This window comes from Amycolatopsis sp. cg5, assembly GCF_041346955.1.
In the GTDB taxonomy this organism is placed as follows: Bacteria; Actinomycetota; Actinomycetes; order Mycobacteriales; family Pseudonocardiaceae; genus Amycolatopsis.
Window position 1 is genome coordinate 2,173,329 of record NZ_CP166849.1, and the last position, 15,458, is coordinate 2,188,786.

The window sequence follows — 15,458 nt, forward strand, 5'->3', positions numbered from 1 at the left end:
ATCCCGGTGTCCTAGCCGATGGTCGTGGTGGTGAAGACCGGGCTCGGGTTGGGGAAGCACGCGGTCGGCGCCGAGATGTCGATGAACGAGCTGACCACGGCGGTGAAGGTCAGGCCGGGGTCGGTGTAGCTGGTGCCGGAGATCTTGGTCTGGATGGTGCCGGACGTACCCGCCTTCAAGGTCGCGGTGACGGTCGGCAGCTCGAAGGCGGCGCCGCCCTTGATCGGGCCGGGGAAGCTGAGCGTCGCGACGCCGTTGGCGACGGCGATCTTGGGCGGGGTGCTGCCGAGGCCGGAGCCGCCGGAGAGGGTGGCGTTCACGTAGGTCGAGTTCGCCGGGATCGGGAACTTGAGCGTGAACGTCTTGACCTCCTTCAGTTTGTAGCCCGCGACCGTGGTCGGGAGCGTGTTGGGCGCCGGGTCGATGACGACGGTGAGGTTGGCGCCTGGCGCGACCGTCGCGGGGGCGGTGACGGTGGCGTCCTGGGCGAAGTTCGCCTTCTGCGGGCCGACGATGGGGGCGTTGGCCTGGCAGTCGAAGTTGACCGCGGTGGCCGCGGAAGCCGGGGTGGCGAGCGCGAGAGCTGGGATGGCCGCCAGAGCGGCCGCGGTCAGGGTTCGGCGCAGAGCTGACTTCATCGAGGCTCCAGAGGGGGAGTTGGGGAGATGGTGAGAAGCCGCGCGGCGTTTAGATAGTTACCGGCAAGTTAAGTAATCAGTCAAGGATTGACCGTTCCCATAAGCGGGGCGTAGCTCAAATGGGAAAAAGATTCACGTATTGGCTCAGCGGGTCTGACTTGTCGGCGCAGTGCCGGTCACGTTAGGCGACGGCGGCGGCCGCGACGAGGCGCATCGCCTCGTACCGCCGCAACACTACCCGCGCTACCCGTTCATCGGGACCGAGCGGCTCGGCCACGAAGGTCGCATCCGTTGCCAGCGCGGCGATCCGGTCGGGCAGCAGTCCCGGCGCGAGGAACCACGACGCCACCACGATCCGGTCCGCGCCCCGCGTGCGCAGCTGCGCGATGGCCGCCGGGACGTCCGGCTGGGCGGTGCTCGCGAACGCGGGCGACACCGGGACGCCGAGCTTGGCCTGCCAGCGGCTCGCGAGGTCGGCGACCGCCGAGTTCGCGCCCGCGTTGGACGAACCCACCGCGCTGACAACGATTCCCGCGCCGGTCAAGTCCGTTCCGGACAGTTTGTCTAGTGCGACAGCCTCGATCAGCGGGTCGATGCCCAGTACGTCGGAGACGGACACGGTGAACTCGGGACCGTCGACTTCCGCGACGAGAGCGGGAAGATCGACTCGCGCGTGGTAGGCGCTGCCCAGGAGCAGCGGAACCACGATCACTTCGCGATGACCCTCGTCGCGAAGCTCCTTGAGCACGTCGGTCACGAGCGGTGTCGACAAATCCAGAAAGGACGCCCGCACGTCGAGGCCGGGCGCCTGCGCGCGCACGACCTCGACGAGCTCTCGCACGGTCGCCGCGGATCTGGAATCCCGGCTTCCGTGCGCGACCGCGACCAAGGGCACCGTCATGCGAACCGCTCACCGACCAGCCCGGCGGCGAGGGTGTCGCCGTCCTTCGGGTCGATCACGATGAACGCGCCGGTGCGCGGGCTGAGCTTGTAGTCGTCGACCGGCAGCTCCTCGGCGAGGCGCAGGGTGACCTGACCGATGTCGTTGAGCTGCAACGACTCCGGATCGCCCACAGTGGACAGTGTCTGCTCGTCGAAGCGGGCGTTGAGCTCCTCGACGATCGCCTTCACGGTCTTCGCGCCGTGTTTGACCCACACCTGCGCGCCCGCCTTCAGCGGCTTGCTCGACAGCCAGCACAACGCGGCCGAGATCTCGTCGGTGACCGCGGGCTGACGCTCGGCCGAGGCGATCAGCTCACCACGTGCGATGTCGAAGTCGTCGGCCAGCAGGATGGTCACCGAGCTGCCGGCACCCGCCTCTTCGAGCGGGCCGTCCGGCGTGTCGATGCGCTCGACCGTCGTGTGCAGTCCTTGGGGCAGAACGACGACAGCGTCACCGGGGCGGACCGTGCCCGCCGCGATCTGCCCGGCGTAGCCCCGGTAGTCCGGGTACTCGGGCGTGCGCGGCCGGATCACGTACTGCACCGGGAACCGGAACGCCGCGTCGTGCGGGTCCGGCGCCACCGGCACGTTTTCCAGGTGCTCCAGCAGCGTCGGCCCGAGGTACCACGGCGTCCGGTCTGATTTGGACGCGACGTTGTCGCCTTCCAGCGCCGAAACCGGGATCGACAGCACGGTGCCGTCCTGGTAGCCGAGCGACTTGGCGTGCGACTGGAACTCGTCGGCGATCACGGCGAAGGTGGCTTCGTCGTAGTCGATCAGGTCGATCTTGTTGACCGCGAGCACCAGCTGCGGCACGCCGAGCAGCGACAGCACGGCCGCGTGGCGCCGGGTCTGCTCGATGACGCCCTTGCGCGCGTCGACCAGCAGTACGGCGAGCTGCGCGGTGGACGCCCCGGTCACCGTGTTGCGCGTGTACTGCACGTGGCCAGGCGTGTCCGCGAGCACGAAACTCCGCTTGGGCGTGGCGAAGTACCGGTACGCCACGTCGATGGTGATGCCCTGCTCGCGCTCCGAGCGCAGGCCGTCGACCAGTAGTGAAAGGTCCGGCGTGGACAGTCCTTTGTCGACACTCGCGCGGGTGACCGCGTCGAGCTGGTCGGCGAGCACGGATTTCGTGTCGTAGAGCAGCCGGCCGACCAGAGTGGACTTTCCGTCGTCCACGCTGCCCGCGGTGGCCAGCCTCAACAAGCTGCTCATCAGAAGTAGCCCTCTCGCTTGCGGTCTTCCATGGCCGCTTCGGACATGCGGTCGTCGGCACGCGTCGCGCCGCGCTCGGTGAGCCTGCTGGCCGACACCTCGGCGATGACCTCTTCGACGGTCGCGGCCGTCGACTCGATCGCGCCGGTGCACGAGCCGTCGCCGACGGTGCGGTAGCGGACGGTCAGCTCCTTGACCTCTTCGTGCGGTTTCGGGCCGCCCCAAGGACCTTCGGCCAGCCACATGCCGTCACGCTGGTACACCTCGCGCTGGTGCGCGTAGTAGATCGACGGCAGCTCGACCTTTTCGCGGGCGATGTAGTTCCAGACGTCCGCCTCGGTCCAGTTGGACAGCGGGAACACGCGGACCTGCTCGCCGGGACGGTGCCGTCCGTTGTAGAGGTTCCACAGCTCCGGACGCTGACGGCGCGGTTCCCACTGGCCGAAAGCGTTGCGCAGGCTGAAGATCCGCTCCTTCGCCCGCGCGCGCTCCTCGTCACGCCGACCGCCGCCGAACACGGCGTCGAACTTGTTCTCGGCGATCGTCTCCAGCAGGGGAGTGGTCTGCAGCGGGTTGCGCAGGCCGTCCGCACGCTCTTCCAGCTTGCCGTCGTCGATCCAGTCCTGCACCTTCGCGACGACCAGGCGCAGCCCGTGCTTCTCGACGACGCGATCCCGGAACTCGATCACCTCGTCGAAGTTGTGCCCGGTGTCCACATGCAACAGCGGGAACGGCACCGGTGCGGGCCAGAACGCCTTGATCGCCAAGTGCAGCAGCAGCGTCGAGTCCTTGCCGCCGGAGAACAGGATCACCGGGCGGTCGAACTCACCGGCGACCTCGCGGAAGATGTGGATGGCTTCGGATTCCAGTGCGGCCAGGTTGTCCTGCGCCGCATCGGTCGCCGGTTCGAGCGTGGTCATGAATCCCCTTCTCAGCCGTGCAAACCGCACTCGGTCTTGGACTGGCCCGCCCACCGGCCGCTGCGCGGGTCTTGACCCGGCTCGACCTTCGCGGTGCACGGCGCGCAGCCGATCGACAGATATCCGATGGACACCAACGGGTTCTGCAGGATCCCGTGCTCGGCGATGTAGTCGTTGAACTCGTCGTCGGTCCACGGCGCGATCGGGTTGATCTTCACCAGCCCGTTGCGGTCGTCCCAGGTGACGATCGGGGTGTTCGCGCGGGTCGGCGCGTCGACGCGGCGGACGCCGGTCACCCATGCCGAGTACTTCGCGAGTGTGGAGCGCAGCGGCACCACCTTGCGCAGGTTGCAGCACAGGGCGGCGTCGCGTTCGTGCAGCTTGGGGCCGTACTCGGCGTCCTGCTCGGCGACGCTCTGCTCGGCCTGCGCGTTGACGATGCGGATGTCCGGGTACACCGTCGCGACCGCGTCGCGGGTGCCGATGGTCTCCGCGAAGTGGTAGCCGGTCTCGAGGAACAGGACGTCCACATCGGACTTCACCTTGGTGGCCAGGTCGACCAGCACGGCGTCCTGCATGTTGGACGCCACGATGAAGTCGTCACCGAACGTTTCGGCGGTCCAGCGCAAGGCTTCTTCGGCGGTGGCGTTCGCGAGTTCCGCGGAAGCCCGCTCTGCCAAGGTTTTGTAATCGGCTGTGGTGGTCATCTACTCGCCTCCGGTAGGGACAGGCCGATGAACTTGACCGAGAAGACCCGTCGACAGGCCGAACAAAGCCAGCCGCCGTTTTCTTCCGGCCTTAGATCCTCATCGCCGCAATATGGGCAGTAGAAAGGAGTCGCGCGTTCGGTCACTGCAACACGCTCTCGTCGGCACGCGTGACCCACTGGGCGAACCGCTCGCCGGGCTCGCGTCCGGCGAGGTAGGCGCGCACGAGACGCTCGACGTATTCGGTCACGTGCGCGCTGGTCACCTTGTGGCCACGCAGTTTCCGGCCGAAACCGGCGTCGAGCCCGAGCCCGCCGCCGAGGTGCACCTGGAAGCCTTCGACCTGGTTGCCGTCGTCGTCGGTGACGATCTGGCCCTTGAGCCCGATGTCCGCCGTCTGCACCCTGGCGCAGGAGTTCGGGCAGCCGTTGAGGTGCACGGTGACCGGGTTGTCCAATTCGGACTGGATGTCGGCGAGCCGCTTTTCCAGCTCTCCCACCAGTTTGTGCGCCCGCGCCTTGGTTTCGACGATCGCGAGCTTGCAGAACTCCAGCCCGGTGCAGGCCATGATCCCGCGCCGCCACGGCGACGGTTCGGCCTGCAGTCCCAGCTCGGCGAGTTCCGCGGTGAGCGTGCCGACCTCGGCCTCGGGAACGTCGAGTACGACCAGTTTCTGGTGCGGGGTAAGGCGAACCCGGTTCGAGCCCGCGCGCTCGGCCGCCTTGGCGACGGCGATCAGCGTCGCACCGTTGACCCGGCCGGCGATCGGCGCGGCGCCGACGTAGAACTTGCCGTCGATCTGCTTGTGCACGCCGACGTGGTCGAGTGTCGCGGCGGGCACCTCGGGCGCGGGCCCGTCGATCAGCTTGCGCTTGAGGTACTCGTCTTCCAGCACCTGGCGGAACTTCTCCGCGCCCCAGTCCTTGACGAGGAACTTGATCCGCGCACGGGCCCGCAGCCTGCGGTAACCGTAGTCGCGGAACACGCTGATGACGCCTTCCCAGACGTCCGGCACCTCGTCGAGCGGCACCCACGCGCCGAGCCGCTGCGCGAGCATCGGGTTGGTCGACAGCCCACCGCCGACCCAGAGGTCGAAACCGGGGCCGTGTTCGGGGTGCACCACGCCGACGAAGGCGATGTCGTTGATCTCGTGCGCGATGTCGGCTTGGCCGGAGACCGCAGTCTTGAACTTGCGCGGCAGGTTGGAGTACCGCGGGTCGCCGATGAACCGGCGCTTGATCTCGTCGATGGCGGGCGTGCCGTCGATGATCTCGTCGGCCGCGATCCCCGCGACGGGCGAGCCGAGGATGACCCGCGGGCTGTCGCCGCACGCCTCCATCGTGGTCATGCCCGCGTCTTCGAGCTTCTGCCAGATCGTCGGCACGTCCTCGATCTGGATCCAGTGGTACTGGATGTTCTGCCGGTCGGTGATGTCCGCGGTGTCGCGCGCGTGCGTCTGCGAGATCTCACCCAGCACCGCGAGCTGCTCGGTGGTCAGCGCGCCGCCGTCGACGCGGACCCGGAGCATGAAGTACCGGTCGTCCAGCTCTTCGGGCTCCAGCGAGGCGGTCCGGCCGCCGTCGATGCCGGGCTTGCGCTGGGTGTAGAGCCCGAACCAGCGGAACCGTCCCCGCAGGTCACCGGGGTCGATCGAGTCGAAGCCCCCGCGCGCGTAGATGTTCTCGATGCGGGCCCGCACGTTCAGCGGGTTGTCGTCCTTCTTGGAGCGCTCGTTCGGGTTGAGCGGCTCGCGGTAGCCCAAAGCCCACTGGCCTTCGCCCCGCTTCTGCTTGACACGCGGAGCGCGGCCGGTCGGGGTCGCCATGAGTGTCCTCCGGGCTTGTTCGAGGCACGACCGCACTGGCGGCCGCCGCCTGGTCCGTCTTCTGGTGATGCGGTGGTGGCAGGGAGTCAGCGGTCGGCGGCACAGAGTGCGCTCGCCACGCGCCGGAGATCGACGTGGCGACGAGCCACGAGGCGGATTCCGGCGCGAGTCACCCTTGCAGCGTGCCATGTGCCCACAATGTGGTCTAGCGGCGACCGCATGCTGAGATCCCCCCGTTTTGCCTGGTCAGGGGCTTGGTCGTGTGTCAAGTGTGGCGGGGATCGCAGCCGGGTTCTTGCTCGGCTCGGCTGGGGTCGTGAGTGGTATCGCCGGTTCTAACCGGCCGCATCACTCACGACCCCCGATGTTGTCGCGGTCACACCCGTTGACAGGCGTGCGATCCACGGGCTAGCTTGTTCATCAACAAGAACGAACGTTCTTTCTACTTCGAACCGAGAGGCTGGATCTCATGAAGAACCTCAAGCGCGCACTGGCCGGTATCGCCGCTGTCACCGCTCTCGTCGGGACGTTCGCGGTTTCGGGGAGCGCGGCTTCGGCGGACGAGGCGAGCCACAAGGTGAAGCCGACCGTCGTGCTGGTGCACGGCGCGTTCGCGGACGCTTCCAGCTGGACGGATGTCACCAAGAAGCTGCAACGGCGTGGGTACCAGGTGGTCGCGCCCGCCAATCCGCTGCGCGGGGTCGCGTCGGACGCGGCGTACATCAAGAGCGTGCTGCAGAGCATCGACGGGCCGATCGTGCTGGTCGGGCACTCGTACGGCGGCGTGCTGATCTCCAAGGCCGCGCAGGACGACCCGGATGTGAAGGCGCTCGTCTACATCGCGGCCTTCATCCCGGACGCCGGCGAGAGCGCGGGCGAGCTCTCCAAGGGGGCCAAGCTCGGGCCGGACACCACCAACGCCGTCGCCTACCCGGGCGGGACCGACCTCTACATCAAGCCGTCCGCGTTCCGTGACGTCTTCGCCGCCGACGTTCCCGCCGCGCAGGCCGCGGTGATGGCCGCGTCGCAGCGCCCGATCGACGCTTCCGCGCTGGGTGCGAAGTTCGAGGGCGCCGGTGCGTGGCACACGATCCCGTCGTGGGCGCTGGTCGCGTCGCAGGACAACGCGATCCCGGCTTCGGCTGAGCGTTTCATGGCGCAGCGGGCGCACGCCAAGACCGTTGAGGTCAAGGCCTCGCACGCCGTCTCGGTCTCGCGGCCGGACGCCGTCGCCGACATCGTCTTGGACGCGGCCAAGAGCGTTCGTTAAGACGCCAGCACCTGACGGCTGGCCCTGCGCAAAGTCGCCTTGACCTGCTCGGGATCGTCGAGTTCGCCGCCCTGGAGCGCTCCGTCACGGAGTAGCACCAGGGCGGCTGCGGCGTATTCGGGGTCGGGGTGACCGGCTTTGGCGACCAGGTCGAGCAGTGCGTCGTGGAACCAGGCCCGGTGCTCGGCGACCACGACCCGGACGGGGTTCTCGGGGTCGGAGTACTCGGCGGCGGCGTTGATGAACGGGCAGCCGCGGAAACCGGTGCCGCAGGTGGAGTCGCCGACGAAGTCGAGCACCGCGACCGCGGCGTCCGCTGTCGGCTCGGTGCGTGCCGCGGTTTCGACGCCGCCGCGGATCTGAGCGTGCTGGCCGCGCAGGTAGGCGACGACGAGGTCTTCCTTGGTGGGGAAGTGGCGGTAGAACGTGGCGCGCGTGACGCCGGCGGCCGTGACCAGTTTGTCGACGCCCACGGTGTGGATGCCCTCGCTGTAGAAGAGGCGGGACGCCGTCTCGAGCAGGCGGTCGCGGGGGCTGAGTGTCTCGGTCATGACTCCAGTGTAGAGAACGAACGTTCTATAGCTTGCGCTCACCAAACCACTATGGTTAAAGTGCTACAACCAGAGTGGTTAAGGGAGATGGTTGTGCAGATCAAGGGTTTCGGGCCAGGCGCGCTGGTGGACGACATCGCCGTGACCAGCCAGTGGTACCAGCGTCATCTCGGCCTCAAGGTGACCATCGAGCTCGACTGGTTCGTCAGCTTCAACCTCGGGCCGGAGCAGTTCGAGCTGAGCTTCGTGAAGCGCGGGCACGACTCGGTGCCCGACGGCTTCCGCACGCAGGACCCGGCCGGGCTGATGTTCGGCTTCATGGTCGAAGACGCCGCCGCCGAGCAGGCGCGGCTGAAAGAAGAGGGAGTGAAGATCGTCCAGGAGCTCAAGGACGAGGACTACGGTCAGCGGCACTTTTACGCGCTCGACTGCAACGGCTTGCTCCTCGACATCATCGAGCTGATCCCGCCGTCGCCGGACTGGCTGGCCGCGAACGGGTTTGCCTGATCGGGTGAGTTTCGCCGCGGCAAGATCGTTTCCCGGCTAGTTTCGGACCCCGATCCACAATGGACGGAGGACGGAATGCGCAGGATGCTCGTCGCCGCGGCGGTGCTCGCTTCGATGCTGGTGCCGGGTGTGGCCTCGGCCGCCCCGATCTGCACGCTGGCGAAACCCACCGCCAACGGGGTGCTGTACAAGGGCGAGGTCTACGAGTTCCGCGCCACCGGCTGCCCGGCGAAGGCGAAGGCGCACCTGGCCTGGCGGCTGGTCGTGGACATGCCGCTGAGCAAGGACATCGAGTCGAACGGGCGCGGCGAGTGGTACCTGCAGTACCGCGTCGACGACTTCTCGCTGAGCATGAGCACGGCCGTCTGGGTGACCTTCGACAACGGCGTGCGGACGAACTCGATCGACGTCGCGATCGCGGCCAGGCCGTAGCTCACTGTTCGGGCGGGGTGGCATGGAGGCCGTCCCGCCCGAACAGTTGCTAGGCGAGCAGCTTGTTCAGATCCAAGGTGACCGGGATAGGGCTTGCCTCTATCCCGGTCGGCGTGCCTGCCTGGATCGTGCTCTCTTCGACGTAATGGTCGTTTTCGAGCCGGTAGGCAGTCAGCGTGAGGTCGCGAAGCTGATTTCCTTGGTCCAGCGTCCAGAGGAACGGCACTCCAGCGTCGGCATAAGCCGCCATCTTGGTGTCGCGTTCAGCGCGCGGGTTGCCAGGCGACCAGATTTCGACTGCCAAAGCCAATGCGTCCGCAGGGAAACTCACCGCATCCGGCCTGGTGTTCAGTATGACGACATCAGGAATCAACGCAGTTCGCCAAGCTGTGCTGATCTGTACGTTTACGGCGGCCACCACATACAGATCTGTTCGGTTGGCAGCAGCAATCGCGTCCTCCAGCGGCCGGATCAGCCGAGAAGCCGCATACTGGTGCTTGCCTGATGGTGCGGGAGTCACGTGGAGGTATCCAAAGATCAATTCGAGGCACGACCCATCCACCGGAGGGTCCACCGCCAGCCATTCCTCAACCGTGTAAGGGCCGATCATCGGGTGTTGCATCGGGTTTGGCATAGACAAAGCTGCGGACACGGCTCACCTCCGATTCGACTCCGACCAAGTATCTCATGACCGCCCTCGTCAGGGCTCCTCAGTTCGCTGGGGGAGACTGGGGTGTGCCCGCACTGCCTCTCGATCTCACCACCACCGTCGAAGCCGACCTTCCCGCCAGCGCGCTCGAAGGGGTCGGCGAGCGCCCGTTCGGGGTCTACGTCCACGTGCCGTTCTGCGCCACGCGCTGCGGGTACTGCGACTTCAACACCTACACGGCCGGTGAACTCGGGTCGGCCGCGTCGCCCGAATCGTGGCTGGACGGGCTGAAGCGCGAACTCGACCTCGCCGCGATGGTGCTCAAGAAGGCGCCCGAAGTCGACACCGTTTTCGTCGGCGGTGGGACGCCGTCGCTGCTCGGGGCCGACGGGCTCGGGAGTGTGCTCGACGCGGTGCGGGGGGCGTTCGGGCTGGTGAAGGATGCCGAGGTGACCACCGAGTCCAACCCGGAGTCGACGTCGCCCGCGTTCTTCGACGGGATCCGCGCGGCCGGGTTCAACCGGATCTCGCTCGGCATGCAGTCGGCGGCTCAGCACGTGCTCAAGATCCTCGACCGCACCCACACGCCCGGTCGTCCGGTCGCGGCCGCGAAAGAGGCGCGCGAGGCTGGCTTCGAGCACGTCAACCTCGATGTCATCTATGGGACGCCGGGGGAGCGGGTCGAGGATCTGCAAGCCTCGCTCGACGCCGTGCTCGCCGCCGGGGTCGACCATGTCTCGGCGTACGCGCTGATCGTCGAGGAAGGGACCGCGCTGGCCAGGAAGGTCAAGCGCGGCGAGCTGCCCGCGCCGGACGACGATGTGCTGGCCGCCGACTACGAGCTGATCGACGAGATGCTCATCAAGGCGGGTTTGCGCTGGTACGAGGTGTCGAATTGGGCCTCGTCCGATGCCGCGCGGTGCCGGCACAACCTCGGCTACTGGCGGGGTGGCGACTGGTGGGGCGCCGGGCCTGGCGCGCACAGTCATGTCGGCGGGGTGCGATGGTGGAACGTCAAGCATCCGGCGCGGTACGCGTCGCTGCTGGCCGACGGTGCGTCGCCCGCGGGCGGGCGTGAGGTGCTGACCGAGGCGGACCGGCACCTGGAGCGGATCATGCTCGAACTCCGGCTGGCGGAAGGGCTTTCGCTCGACGCGCTCGACGCCGACGGGCTAGCTGAAGCCCGAAAAGCGGCTACGGAGGGCTTGCTCGATGTGTCCGCTTTGGACGCTGGACGGGCCGTGCTGACCGATCGGGGACGGCTACTCGCCGACGGTGTCGTGCGCCGCCTTGCCGCCTGAGATCCCGGCCAGGAACATGTCGAGCGCGTATTCGAAGCGCTCACCGGCCGTCTCGCCGCTGAACAGGCCGCTCATCTGCAGCAGGTTGGGGAACTCGTTGGCAGGCAACGACTTCAGGTACTCGCTGCGCTGCGCGAGCTCTTGCTGATCGACGTCGCCGGACATCCAGACGCTGCCTTCGTAGGCGAACGCCTTGGTGTACATGGAAAGCGCGTCGCCCGCGAACATCGCCTGACGCGGCGGGAGGCCGCCTGCGCGTAGCAGTGCGATCATCGCTTCGCCGTGGCGCAGCGCGTTCGGGCCGATGGGCACCATGGTGTTCCAGGCGACCTTCGCGATGCCGGGATGGCTGAGCATCGCCGCCAGCTGGGCGCGCAGCAGCTCCTTGATCTGCTCGGCCCAGCGGCTCGGGTCGGGTGCCGGGATCGGGGCGTCGCCGAGTATCCGGTCGAACATCAGCTCGTCGAGTTCGTCCTTATTGGACACGTGGGCGTACAGCGAGGCCGGTCCCGTTTCGAGTGCCTGCGCGACGCGACGCATGCTGACCGCGTCGATGCCTTCGGCGGCGAGTATCTCCAGCGCGGTCTTGACGATCAGCTCGCGCGAAAGCTGGGGTTTCGACGCGCGCCGCGGCGGTTCCCGGTGCCACGGCGAGTTCGGTACAGCCACTCGGCCACCTCCTGGCGGTAACTCTAGCGAACATGTCACTTGACACGAACACTGTTCGCAAGTAGAACGGTGTTCGTTGAACGAACGGTGTTCGTCAGATCGAAAGGGAGTCTCATGTCCGAGGAGAAAGCAGTCCTTGAGGTGCTCGCCGCGCTCGCGGAGGCGTGGAATGAAGGGGATGCGGCCGCGTACGGCCGCTTGTTCACCGAAGACGCCGACTACGTGACATTCTTTGGGATGAATATGCCGGGTCGTCAGGCCATCGAGGCCAACCACCGCGCGCTGTTCGAAGGGCCGCTGAAGGGGTCGAAGATCGGCGTCGGCGGGGCGGGCGAGGTCAAGGTCCGGTTCGTCCGGCCGGACGTCGCGATCGTCGTCGCGGGCGGCGGATCTTCGCTCGAAGGAGCGGAATTCCGTGCCTCGACCGTCGGCTATGTGCTGGTGCGCAACGGTGGCGAGTGGCGGGTCGCGTCGTTCCAGAACACCCGTGTCAGCGATCCGGCCGTCGCCCGATGAGGCCGACGTCCGCACGTGCGAGGAGTACACTGTGGACGGTCACTCGATGAGTGCGGTGGTCATACCCGGTGTGTTCGGGGCCGGATGCGTTCGCCTCTTGTGAATCGCCTTTTTGCGGGCCGCCTGCGAAAGTTGTGGCGGGGTTCACTGCGCTGCTCGATGACTTAGGCTAGCCTTAGCTCAGAGCACCAGAGGAAAGGAGTGAGCGATGGTAGTCACCCAACGCGCGACGCGTCCGTGTCTGCGGCTGGCCGTGCTGCGTGTCGAACGGCTCACCCCCCACATGATCCGGATCGTCGCAGGCGGGCCCGAGATCGACGGTTTCATGCCGAACGGCTGCACCGACGCCTACGTCAAGGTGTTGCTGCCCGTGCCGGGCGTGACCTACCCCGAGCCCTTCGACACGCAGGTCATCAAGGCGACCATGCCGCGTGAGCACTGGCCGCGGATGCGTTCGTACACCGTACGCAGCTACGACGAGGCCAAGGGGGAGCTCACCCTTGACTTCGTCGTGCACGGCGACGAGGGCCTGGCAGGCCCATGGGCCATGCGCGCGCGGCCCGGCGACGACCTGCTGATCTCCGGTCCCGGTGGCGCCTACTCGCCAGGCGAAGAGGCGGACTGGCACCTGCTGGCAGGCGACGAGAGCGCGTTGCCCGCGATCAGCGCGACGTTGGAGGCCATGTCTCCCGCGATGGTCGTGCGGGCGTTCGTCCTGGTTCAGGACGAAACCGAGCAGCTGCCGCTGAGCACGCGCGCGGTCGACTCGCGGATCGTCTGGCTGCACCGGTCCTCCGGCGACGACCTCGAGAAGGCCGTGCGCGACCTGGAGTTCCCGGAAGGCCTGCTGCAGGCCTTCGTGCATGGCGAGGCCGGGTTCGTCCGCGAGCTGCGGAAGTACCTGCTCGGCGAGCGGGGCATGCGCAAGGATCTGCTGTCGATCTCCGGCTACTGGCGGCGCGGGGCCACCGACGAGGAGTGGCGGATCCAGAAAGCGGCCGAAAAGAACGCGTAGTGTCGGCGTCGTGACCGAACTCAAGGTGGATTCCGACCCGGCCGACCTAGGTTTCGACGCTGACCGACTCGGGCGCATAGACACGCATTTCGCCCGATATGTCGACAATGGCTTGCTCCCCGGCTGGCTGGCCGTGATCAGCAGGCAAGGCAAAATCGCGTACGTCGGCAGTTCCGGTCATCGCGATGTCGAGGCCGGGCTGCCGGTCGAACTCGACACCCGGTGGCGCATCTTCTCGATGACCAAGCCGATCACCTCGGTCGCCGCGATGATGCTCTACGAACAGGGCCTGTTCCAGCTGACGGACCCGATTGCGCAGTGGCTGCCCGAATTCGCCGAGCCGCGCGTGTTCACCAAGGGCTCCTCGCTCCGTCCGGTCACCGAACCCGCGACCGAGCCGATCCGGATCTGGCATCTGCTCACGCACACCGCCGGCCTCACCTACGGCTTCCACAACGCGGGCCCGGTCGACGCGCTGTACCGCGCGCAGGGCTACGAATGGGGCACCCCGCCAGGGCTCGACCTCGCCGCGTGCAGCCAGGCGTGGGCGAAATTCCCGCTGGTCTTCCAGCCCGGCAGCGAGTGGAACTACTCGGTGGCCACCGATGTGCTCGGCCGTCTGGTCGAGGTCGTGTCCGGCAAACCACTCGACGAGTTCTTCTCCTCGGCCATCTTCGGCCCGCTCGGTATGACGGAGACGGGGTTCTGGACCGACGACAAGGACCGCCTCGCCGCGATGTACGTGCCGACGCCGGGCACCGGGAAGATCATCCGCAATGACGCTTTCGGCGCGGTCGGGACGTCCCGGCCGGACTGTCTCTCCGGTGGCGGCGGCCTGGTGTCGACGGCGGCCGACTATCACCGCTTCACGCAGATGTTGTTGCGTGGCGGGGAACTCGACGGCGTCCGCGTGCTCGGTCCGCGGACCGTCGAGCTGATGGCGTCGAACCATCTGCCTGGCCACGTCGACCTCGAGGAGTACGGGCGGGCGCTGTTCGCGGAGATGCCGTTCGACGGACACGGCTTCGGGCTCGGCTTCTCGGTGCTGGAAGACCCGATCAAGGCGAAAACCCTGGCGAGCGCGGGTGAGTTCGCGTGGGGCGGCGCGGCTTCGACGGCGTTCTGGGTCGATCCGGACGAGGACCTGACCGCGATGTTCTTCACGCAGCTGCTGCCTTCGAGCACCTATCCGCTGCGGCAACACCTGCGCCAGCTGGTCTACCAAGCATTGGTGGGCTGAAAAGGGTCGTGAGTGGTATGGCCGGTTCTAACCGGCCATACCACTCACGACCCTCGGTGCTCAGCCGAGCTTGGAAACGACCTGCTCGCCATACGCCGCAAGCGTTTGCTCGCGGTCGTCGTGCATCAGGTAGAGCGAGAACTGGTCGACGCCCAGCTCCTTGAGCTCCTCCAGGCGGTCGACGTGCGCGGACGCCGGGCCGAGCAGGCAGAAACGGTCGACGATCTCGTCGGGGACGAAGTCGGTCGACGGATTGCCGGCCTTGCCGTGGTGCGCGTAGTCGTAGCCCTGGCGCTCGCGGATGTAGTCGGTCAGCTCGTGCGGGACCGGGCCCGAGTCGCCGTACCGCGAGACCAGGTCGGCCACGTGGTTGCCGACCATGCCACCGAACCAGCGCAGCTGTTCACGCTGGTGCGGCAGGTCTTCGCCGACATACGCGGGCGCCGCGAGGCAGATGGTGATGCCGCGCGGGTCGCGCCCCGCCGCCCGTGCCGCCTCGCGGACCGAGCCGATCGTCCAGCGGGCGATGGCCGGGTCCGCGCACTGGAGGATGAAGCCGTCTGCGTGCTCGCCGACCATCTTCAGCGCCTTGGGCCCGTAGCCCGCCATCCACATCTCGAGCCTGCCGTCGCGGATCCACGGGATGCGGACGGCCTTGTCGTTCATCGTGACCTCGCGGCCCTCGGCGAGCTCCTTGACCGTGTGCATGCACTCGCGCAAGGTGGCCAAAGTGGACGGTGGCTTGCCGACCACGCGGTGCGCGGAGTCGCCGCGGCCGATGCCGCAGATCGTCCGGTTGCCGTACATGTCGTTCAGCGTGGCGAAGGTCGACGCCATCACCGACCAGTCACGGGTGGCCGGGCTGGTGACCATCGGGCCGACGATCATCGACGACGTCGCCGCCAGTATCTGCGAGTAGATGACGAACGGTTCCTGCCACAGCACGCAGGAGTCGAACGTCCACCCGTAGCGGAAACCCTGGTCCTCCGCGGCCTTCATCAGCCGCACGACCTCGCGCGCTGGCGGGTCGGTCTGCAGCACGATTCCGAAATCCACGA

At 67.3% G+C, this 15,458-nt stretch carries 19 protein-coding genes; 7 read left to right on the forward strand and 12 right to left on the reverse strand.

The genetic code is table 11. The features are described from left to right. Window positions 1–11: 11 nt before the first annotated feature. From AB5J62_RS09895 to AB5J62_RS09930, 8 genes are all read right to left on the reverse strand, one after another. Window positions 12–638: a cyclase gene (locus tag AB5J62_RS09895; protein ID WP_370947876.1), complete on the reverse strand. Its 627-nt coding sequence runs from the start codon at window positions 636–638 to the stop codon at window positions 12–14. Window positions 639–819: 181 nt separating this feature from the next. Continuing rightward, window positions 820–1,539, reverse strand: a complete 720-nt coding sequence (locus tag AB5J62_RS09900) for a sirohydrochlorin chelatase (RefSeq protein ID WP_370947877.1) — start codon at window positions 1,537–1,539, stop codon at window positions 820–822. Further along, window positions 1,536–2,798: a sulfate adenylyltransferase subunit 1 gene (locus tag AB5J62_RS09905; protein ID WP_370947879.1), complete on the reverse strand. Its 1,263-nt coding sequence runs from the start codon at window positions 2,796–2,798 to the stop codon at window positions 1,536–1,538. Before AB5J62_RS09905 ends, AB5J62_RS09900 begins: the two co-directional genes overlap by 4 nt. Beyond that, window positions 2,798–3,718 carry a sulfate adenylyltransferase subunit CysD gene (gene cysD, locus AB5J62_RS09910; RefSeq protein ID WP_370947881.1) on the reverse strand — a complete coding sequence of 307 codons (921 nt, stop codon included), beginning with the start codon at window positions 3,716–3,718 and terminating at the stop codon, window positions 2,798–2,800. The genes AB5J62_RS09905 and cysD overlap by 1 nt, the downstream gene beginning before the upstream one ends. Window positions 3,719–3,729: 11 nt before the next feature. After that, a complete protein-coding gene (locus AB5J62_RS09915) occupies window positions 3,730–4,425 on the reverse strand; it encodes a phosphoadenylyl-sulfate reductase (RefSeq protein ID WP_370947883.1) in 696 nt (231 codons plus the stop codon). Beyond that, window positions 4,422–4,571: an Insertion element protein gene (locus AB5J62_RS09920; protein ID WP_091291592.1), complete on the reverse strand. Its 150-nt coding sequence runs from the start codon at window positions 4,569–4,571 to the stop codon at window positions 4,422–4,424. Before AB5J62_RS09920 ends, AB5J62_RS09915 begins: the two co-directional genes overlap by 4 nt. Then, the gene (locus tag AB5J62_RS09925; protein ID WP_370947885.1) at window positions 4,568–6,250 is read right to left on the reverse strand and encodes a nitrite/sulfite reductase; all 1,683 of its coding nucleotides are present in this window, start codon (window positions 6,248–6,250) and stop codon (window positions 4,568–4,570) included. Before AB5J62_RS09925 ends, AB5J62_RS09920 begins: the two co-directional genes overlap by 4 nt. An 86-nt stretch (window positions 6,251–6,336) precedes the next feature. Further along, on the reverse strand, window positions 6,337–6,471 hold the full coding sequence (locus AB5J62_RS09930; RefSeq protein ID WP_370947886.1) for a putative leader peptide: 135 nt from the start codon (window positions 6,469–6,471) through the stop codon (window positions 6,337–6,339). A 248-nt stretch (window positions 6,472–6,719) separates the two neighbouring features. Between AB5J62_RS09930 and AB5J62_RS09935 the strand changes: the two genes are divergently transcribed. Next, the gene (locus AB5J62_RS09935) at window positions 6,720–7,520 is read left to right on the forward strand and encodes an alpha/beta fold hydrolase (protein WP_370947887.1); all 801 of its coding nucleotides are present in this window, start codon (window positions 6,720–6,722) and stop codon (window positions 7,518–7,520) included. On the opposite strand, the gene AB5J62_RS09940 is transcribed toward AB5J62_RS09935, so the two are convergent. After that, the gene (locus tag AB5J62_RS09940; RefSeq protein WP_370947889.1) at window positions 7,517–8,071 is read right to left on the reverse strand and encodes a TetR/AcrR family transcriptional regulator; all 555 of its coding nucleotides are present in this window, start codon (window positions 8,069–8,071) and stop codon (window positions 7,517–7,519) included. The genes AB5J62_RS09935 and AB5J62_RS09940 overlap by 4 nt on opposite strands. Window positions 8,072–8,158: 87 nt before the next feature. On the opposite strand from AB5J62_RS09940, the gene AB5J62_RS09945 reads away from it, so the two are divergent. Beyond that, entirely contained in the window at window positions 8,159–8,578 is a 420-nt protein-coding gene (locus AB5J62_RS09945; RefSeq protein WP_370947891.1) for a VOC family protein, read from the forward strand. 75 nt (window positions 8,579–8,653) lie between these two features. Continuing rightward, on the forward strand, window positions 8,654–9,010 hold the full coding sequence (locus AB5J62_RS09950) for a hypothetical protein (protein ID WP_370947892.1): 357 nt from the start codon (window positions 8,654–8,656) through the stop codon (window positions 9,008–9,010). 49 nt (window positions 9,011–9,059) lie between these two features. On the opposite strand, the gene AB5J62_RS09955 is transcribed toward AB5J62_RS09950, so the two are convergent. Beyond that, window positions 9,060–9,662 carry a Uma2 family endonuclease gene (locus tag AB5J62_RS09955; protein ID WP_370947893.1) on the reverse strand — a complete coding sequence of 201 codons (603 nt, stop codon included), beginning with the start codon at window positions 9,660–9,662 and terminating at the stop codon, window positions 9,060–9,062. Window positions 9,663–9,745: 83 nt separating this feature from the next. Between AB5J62_RS09955 and hemW the strand changes: the two genes are divergently transcribed. After that, entirely contained in the window at window positions 9,746–10,960 is a 1,215-nt protein-coding gene (gene hemW, locus AB5J62_RS09960) for a radical SAM family heme chaperone HemW (RefSeq protein ID WP_370947894.1), read from the forward strand. Here the strand turns inward: hemW and AB5J62_RS09965 are convergent. Continuing rightward, the gene (locus AB5J62_RS09965; protein ID WP_370947895.1) at window positions 10,922–11,629 is read right to left on the reverse strand and encodes a TetR/AcrR family transcriptional regulator; all 708 of its coding nucleotides are present in this window, start codon (window positions 11,627–11,629) and stop codon (window positions 10,922–10,924) included. The genes hemW and AB5J62_RS09965 overlap by 39 nt on opposite strands. 114 nt (window positions 11,630–11,743) lie before the next feature. Here AB5J62_RS09965 and AB5J62_RS09970 point away from each other — a divergent pair, with 114 nt between their 5' ends. The 3 genes from AB5J62_RS09970 to AB5J62_RS09980 all read left to right on the forward strand — a co-directional run bounded on the left by AB5J62_RS09970 (window position 11,744) and on the right by AB5J62_RS09980 (window position 14,400). Beyond that, on the forward strand, window positions 11,744–12,145 hold the full coding sequence (locus AB5J62_RS09970) for an SgcJ/EcaC family oxidoreductase (RefSeq protein ID WP_370947896.1): 402 nt from the start codon (window positions 11,744–11,746) through the stop codon (window positions 12,143–12,145). Between the two features lie 208 nt (window positions 12,146–12,353). Continuing rightward, entirely contained in the window at window positions 12,354–13,160 is an 807-nt protein-coding gene (locus tag AB5J62_RS09975; RefSeq protein WP_370947897.1) for a siderophore-interacting protein, read from the forward strand. Between the two features lie 10 nt (window positions 13,161–13,170). Beyond that, window positions 13,171–14,400 (forward strand): serine hydrolase domain-containing protein, encoded by a 1,230-nt coding sequence (locus AB5J62_RS09980; protein ID WP_370947898.1) that lies wholly within the window; start codon window positions 13,171–13,173, stop codon window positions 14,398–14,400. Between the two features lie 60 nt (window positions 14,401–14,460). Here AB5J62_RS09980 and AB5J62_RS09985 read toward each other — a convergent pair whose 3' ends face one another. Then, on the reverse strand, window positions 14,461–15,456 hold the full coding sequence (locus AB5J62_RS09985; RefSeq protein WP_370947899.1) for a TIGR03842 family LLM class F420-dependent oxidoreductase: 996 nt from the start codon (window positions 15,454–15,456) through the stop codon (window positions 14,461–14,463). Between the last annotated feature and the right edge of the window lie 2 nt (window positions 15,457–15,458).